The sequence below is a fragment of the Arenibaculum sp. genome (assembly GCF_035998295.1).
Taxonomy (GTDB): Bacteria; Pseudomonadota; Alphaproteobacteria; order Azospirillales; family Azospirillaceae; genus DASYHS01.
The window spans coordinates 1-4,610 of the sequence record NZ_DASYHS010000169.1 but is presented as its reverse complement, the minus strand read 5'-3'; the positions used below and the strand labels follow the sequence as shown (position 1 = coordinate 4,610).

At 67.4% G+C, this 4,610-nt stretch carries 6 protein-coding genes; 1 reads left to right on the top strand and 5 read right to left on the bottom strand.

The window, feature by feature from the left end; translation table 11 throughout:
• The 4 genes from VGO20_RS16950 to rpsL all read right to left on the bottom strand — a co-directional run.
• A partial coding sequence (locus tag VGO20_RS16950; protein WP_327503554.1) for a GTP-binding protein occupies positions 1 to 135 on the bottom strand: 135 nt, incomplete at its 3' end.
• Between the two features lie 48 nt (positions 136 to 183).
• Complete coding sequence (gene fusA / locus VGO20_RS16945) at positions 184 to 2,259, bottom strand: elongation factor G (protein ID WP_327503553.1); 2,076 nt, start codon at positions 2,257 to 2,259, stop codon at positions 184 to 186.
• A gap of 76 nt (positions 2,260 to 2,335) precedes the next feature.
• On the bottom strand, positions 2,336 to 2,806 hold the full coding sequence (gene rpsG / locus VGO20_RS16940; RefSeq protein WP_327503552.1) for a 30S ribosomal protein S7: 471 nt from the start codon (positions 2,804 to 2,806) through the stop codon (positions 2,336 to 2,338).
• A gap of 12 nt (positions 2,807 to 2,818) precedes the next feature.
• A complete protein-coding gene (gene rpsL, locus VGO20_RS16935) occupies positions 2,819 to 3,190 on the bottom strand; it encodes a 30S ribosomal protein S12 (RefSeq protein ID WP_327503551.1) in 372 nt (123 codons plus the stop codon).
• A gap of 363 nt (positions 3,191 to 3,553) precedes the next feature.
• Here rpsL and VGO20_RS16930 point away from each other — a divergent pair, with 363 nt between their 5' ends.
• Complete coding sequence (locus VGO20_RS16930) at positions 3,554 to 4,249, top strand: hypothetical protein (protein ID WP_327503550.1); 696 nt, start codon at positions 3,554 to 3,556, stop codon at positions 4,247 to 4,249.
• Between the two features lie 132 nt (positions 4,250 to 4,381).
• On the opposite strand, the gene VGO20_RS16925 is transcribed toward VGO20_RS16930, so the two are convergent.
• Positions 4,382 to 4,610, bottom strand: a 229-nt coding sequence (locus VGO20_RS16925) for a hypothetical protein (protein ID WP_327503549.1), incomplete at its 5' end; no start/stop codon positions are given.

Below are 4,610 nucleotides of genomic sequence, written 5' to 3'. Positions count from 1 at the left end.
CGTGAACGTCGCACCGCCCGTCTCCGCGAGCACCTTCGTGATCGCGGCCGTCAGCGACGTCTTCCCGTGGTCGACGTGGCCGATCGTACCTACGTTGCAGTGCGGCTTCGTCCGCTCAAACTTTGCCTTCGCCATCGTTCTGGTCTCCGTTCAACGTCATTCCACCTGGCAGCCCTCGAAACCTCACGCAAGCTTGGCGCGGACTTCGTCGGCGACGGCCTGAGGCACCGGCTCGTAGTGGTCGAACTGCATGGTGTACTGGGCACGGCCCTGACTCATGGACCGCAGGTTGTTCACGTATCCGAACATGTTAGCCAGCGGCACCATCGCCGTGACGACCCGCGCGTTGCCGCGCTGGTCCATGCCGTTGATCTGGCCTCGCCGGCTGTTCAGGTCGCCGATCACGTCGCCCATGTAGTCGTCCGGCGTGACGACCTCGACCCGCATGACCGGCTCGAGGAGCGTCGGCTTCGCCTTCTGCAAGCCCTCCCGGAAGGCCGCGCGGGCGGCGATCTCGAACGCCAGGACGGAGCTGTCGACGTCGTGATAGGCGCCGTCCACCAGGTCGACCTGGAAGTCGATGACCGGGAAGCCGGCGACGACGCCGGACGTCCTGGCCGCCTCCAACCCCTTCTGCACGCCGGGCACGTATTCCTTCGGCACGGCGCCGCCGACGACCTTGTTCTCGAAGCGGAAGCCCTCGCCGCGGCCGAGCGGCCGGAACGCCAGCCTGATCCGCGCGAACTGGCCCGAACCGCCGGTCTGCTTCTTGTGGGTGTAGTCCACCTCGGCGCGCTGCGTGATCGTCTCGCGATAGGCGACCTGCGGCGCGCCGACGTCGGCCTCGACCTTGAACTCCCGCTTCATGCGGTCGACGATGATCTCGAGATGGAGCTCGCCCATCCCCCTGATCACCGTCTGCCCGCTCTCCTGGTCGACGCTGACGCGGAAGGACGGGTCCTCCTGCGCCAGGCGCTGCAGCGCCGTCGACATCTTCTCCTGGTCGGCCTTCGTCCGCGGCTCGACCGCGACCTCGATGACCGGCTCCGGGAACTCCATCCGCTCCAGCACGATCGGCGCGTGCGGGTCGCACAGCGTGTCGCCGGTCGTGGTGGCCTTCAACGCCGTCAGCGCGACGATGTCGCCGGCATGGGCTTCCTTGATCTCCTCGCGGGAGTTGGCGTGCATCAGCAGCATCCGCCCCACCCGCTCCCGCTCCTCCTTGCCCGGGTTCAGCACGTAGCTGCCCGCCTCCAGGGAGCCGGAATAGATCCTGACGAAGGTGAGCGACCCCACGAAGGGATCGTTCATGATCTTGAACGCCAGCGCCGAGAACGGCGCCGCGTCGTCGGTCGGCCGCGTATCCGGCTCGTTGCCGCCCACCTTCACGCCGCGCACGCTCTCGACGTCGGTCGGCGCCGGCAGGTAGTCGATGACGGCGTCCAGCATCGGCTGGATGCCCTTGTTCTTGAAGGCCGAACCGCACAGGACGGGGACGAAGCGCAGGTCCACCGTGCCCTTGCGGATCAGCCGGCGCAACGTGCCGGCCGACGGCTCCTCGCCGCCCAGATAGGCCTCGAGGACCTTGTCGTCCAACTCGGCCACCGCCTCGATCAGGCGGGTCCGGTACTCGGCGGCGCGGTCGCGCAGCTCGGCCGGGATCTCCGCCTCGTAGAACTCGGCGCCGAGCGTCTCTTCCTTCCAGATCACCGCCTTGCCGGCGATCAGGTCGACCAGGCCGACGAACTCCGCCTCCGATCCGATGGGCAGCTGGAGCACCAGCGGCACCGCTCCCAGCCGCTCGCCGATCATGTCGACGCAGCGGTAGAAGTCCGCCCCGATGCGGTCCATCTTGTTGACGAAGCACATCCTCGGCACGCGGTACTTGTCCGCCTGCCGCCACACCGTCTCCGACTGAGGCTCGACGCCCGCCACCGAGTCGAACACCGCGACCGCGCCGTCGAGCACCCTCAGCGACCGTTCGACCTCGATGGTGAAGTCGACATGGCCGGGGGTGTCGATGATGTTGATCCGGTGGTCGCGCCAGAAGCAGGTCGTCGCCGCGGACGTGATGGTGATGCCGCGCTCCTGCTCCTGCTCCATCCAGTCCATGACCGCGGTGCCCTCGTGGACCTCCCCGATCTTGTAGGACTTTCCGGTGTAGTAGAGGATGCGCTCGGTCGTCGTCGTCTTGCCGGCATCGATGTGCGCCATGATGCCGATGTTCCGATAACGCTCGAGCGGCGTGCTCCGTGACATGATCGTCTCTCGGGACTCGGTCGTCTTTCGGGACCGCGGCGGCACGGGATGCGCCGCCGCGAGATCCACCCGAACGTTACCAGCGGTAGTGCGAGAAGGCCTTGTTGGCCTCCGCCATGCGGTGCGTGTCCTCGCGCTTCTTCACCGCGGTGCCGCGCTGGTTGGCGGCATCCATCAGCTCGCCCGAGAGGCGCTCCGTCATGGTGTTCTCCGAGCGAGCGCGCGCGGCCGAGATCAGCCAGCGGATCGCCAGAGCCTGGGCGCGGTCGGTGCGCACCTCGACCGGAACCTGGTAGGTCGCACCGCCGACGCGGCGGGAACGGACTTCCAGATGCGGCTTCACGTTGCCGAGCGCATCGTGGAACACCTGGACCGGATCGGCCTTGGTGCGCCCCTCGATGCGGTCGAGCGCACCGTAGACGATGCCTTCCGCGGCCGACTTCTTGCCGTCCAGCATCAGGCAGTTCATGAACTTGGTGAGGACGCGGTCGCCGTACTTGGCGTCCGGCAGGACCTCACGCTTCTCGGCGCGACGACGACGAGACATGGTCCGATCTCCTTACTTGGGACGCTTCGCGCCGTACTTCGAACGGCGCTGGCGGCGGTCTTTGACGCCCTGAGTGTCGAGCGAACCGCGGATGATGTGGTAACGCACGCCCGGCAGGTCCTTCACGCGGCCGCCGCGGATCATGACCACCGAGTGTTCCTGAAGATTGTGCCCCTCGCCGGGGATGTAGCTGGTCACCTCGTACCCGTTCGTCAGGCGCACGCGCGCGACTTTCCGGAGTGCCGAGTTCGGCTTCTTCGGCGTGGTCGTGTACACGCGGGTGCAGACACCGCGTTTCTGCGGGCAGCCCTCCATCGCGGGCACCTTGTTGCGCGCCGCCTGAGGCGCACGCGGCTTACGGATCAACTGGTTGATCGTCGGCATCTACAGCCCTTCTTTTCCCATCTGTCTCAATCGCCGGAACGCAAGGCTCCGGACGATGCAAAAACCCGCCGTCGAAGCAGGTGACCGCCTCGTGCGGGTGAAATACCAAGCGCGGTCCGAAAAAGCTCGGGTGCCGCTATGTCTTTTCGGGGGAGTCCATTCGGGGAACAGCGTCTAGGCGGAAAACCGCCTACAGCCTGCTCCCCCAAAAAGGTTGGCGGATAATAGGGATGGCCTGCCCTCCCGTCAAGCGCCCGGAACGGCTCTTCGCCGGATTCCTTCCTGCCGGCGCCGGTTCGTTGAAACTGCGGCGCGCGAGAAGATCCAATGCTATCGTATGCATCTTCTCGACAGGGGCTTCGGATGGACGCCTACCACGTCGCCGGCTGGGTCAGTTCGGTCTTCTTCGTGCTGTCGCTGGTCGGCATCCTCGACCAGATCCTGAAGCTGCACCGGCGCAAGCGGCGATTCCGGCTGGCCCCCTCGGGCGAGAGCGTGACCGCGGTCCTTTCGCTCAACCAGTTCCTGTGCCATTTCCTGGGAGTGTACGCGTTCTTCGTGTACGGGTTCCTGATCGCTCGCTTCAATCACTACCTGGTATGGCCGCGGCTGGCGGCGACGCTGCTGGTCCTGGTGATCCTGTTCCAGATCATGGCCGACCGGCGCAACCTCGCCTCGCGGCTCGTCTTCGGCGGATGCCTCGCCGCGACGGCGGCGGCCCTCCTGATGCTCGCGAGCGGCTACCGGATCGGCGCCGTCGGCACCCACGCGGCACAGGCGCTCGTGGTCGCGGTGTTCGCGATCGGTGCCCAGGGATACGTCCACCAGCTCGCCGCGATCCGGCGCAGCGGGACGACCGGCGCGATCTCGCTGCCGATGAACGTGCTGATCGTCCTCAAGGATGCGTCGAGCTTCGCCCTGGGCGTCGCGATGGGAGTGGCCGACGGCTGGCCGGTGATGCTGCAGAACGGCACCAACGGGCTGTTCCGCCTGTCGATCGTGTCCCAGTTCTACCTGCTGCGCGCGCGCCGCGGCGCCGGAGGCGTCGCGACGCCCTAGATTTCTTTTTCCTCAATCGCCGGCGCCGCATCTGCGGCTCGGCTTTCGCCCCTGGCGGGGCGGGGGCGCGGTCGCGCCCCTGAGCATTTCCGGATGGACCGGAAACGCTCTTGTCGGCGCCGTCCGGCCGCGTCACGCCGCCGCCGGGACCGTGCGCCGCAGCCCGACATACTGCAACTCCGCGAACAGCAGCACGGCCACGGCCTGGACGAGGACGAAGGCGGTTCCGAGGCCGGTCGGCTCGATCCAGCCGCCGAGCAGCAGCAGCACGCAGTCCGCGGCCCAGACCACGTTGGCGACGATCACCGCCCACACCGCCGGCCGGGGCGGGTGCCGGCGCGTCCCCAGCCATGCGACCAGG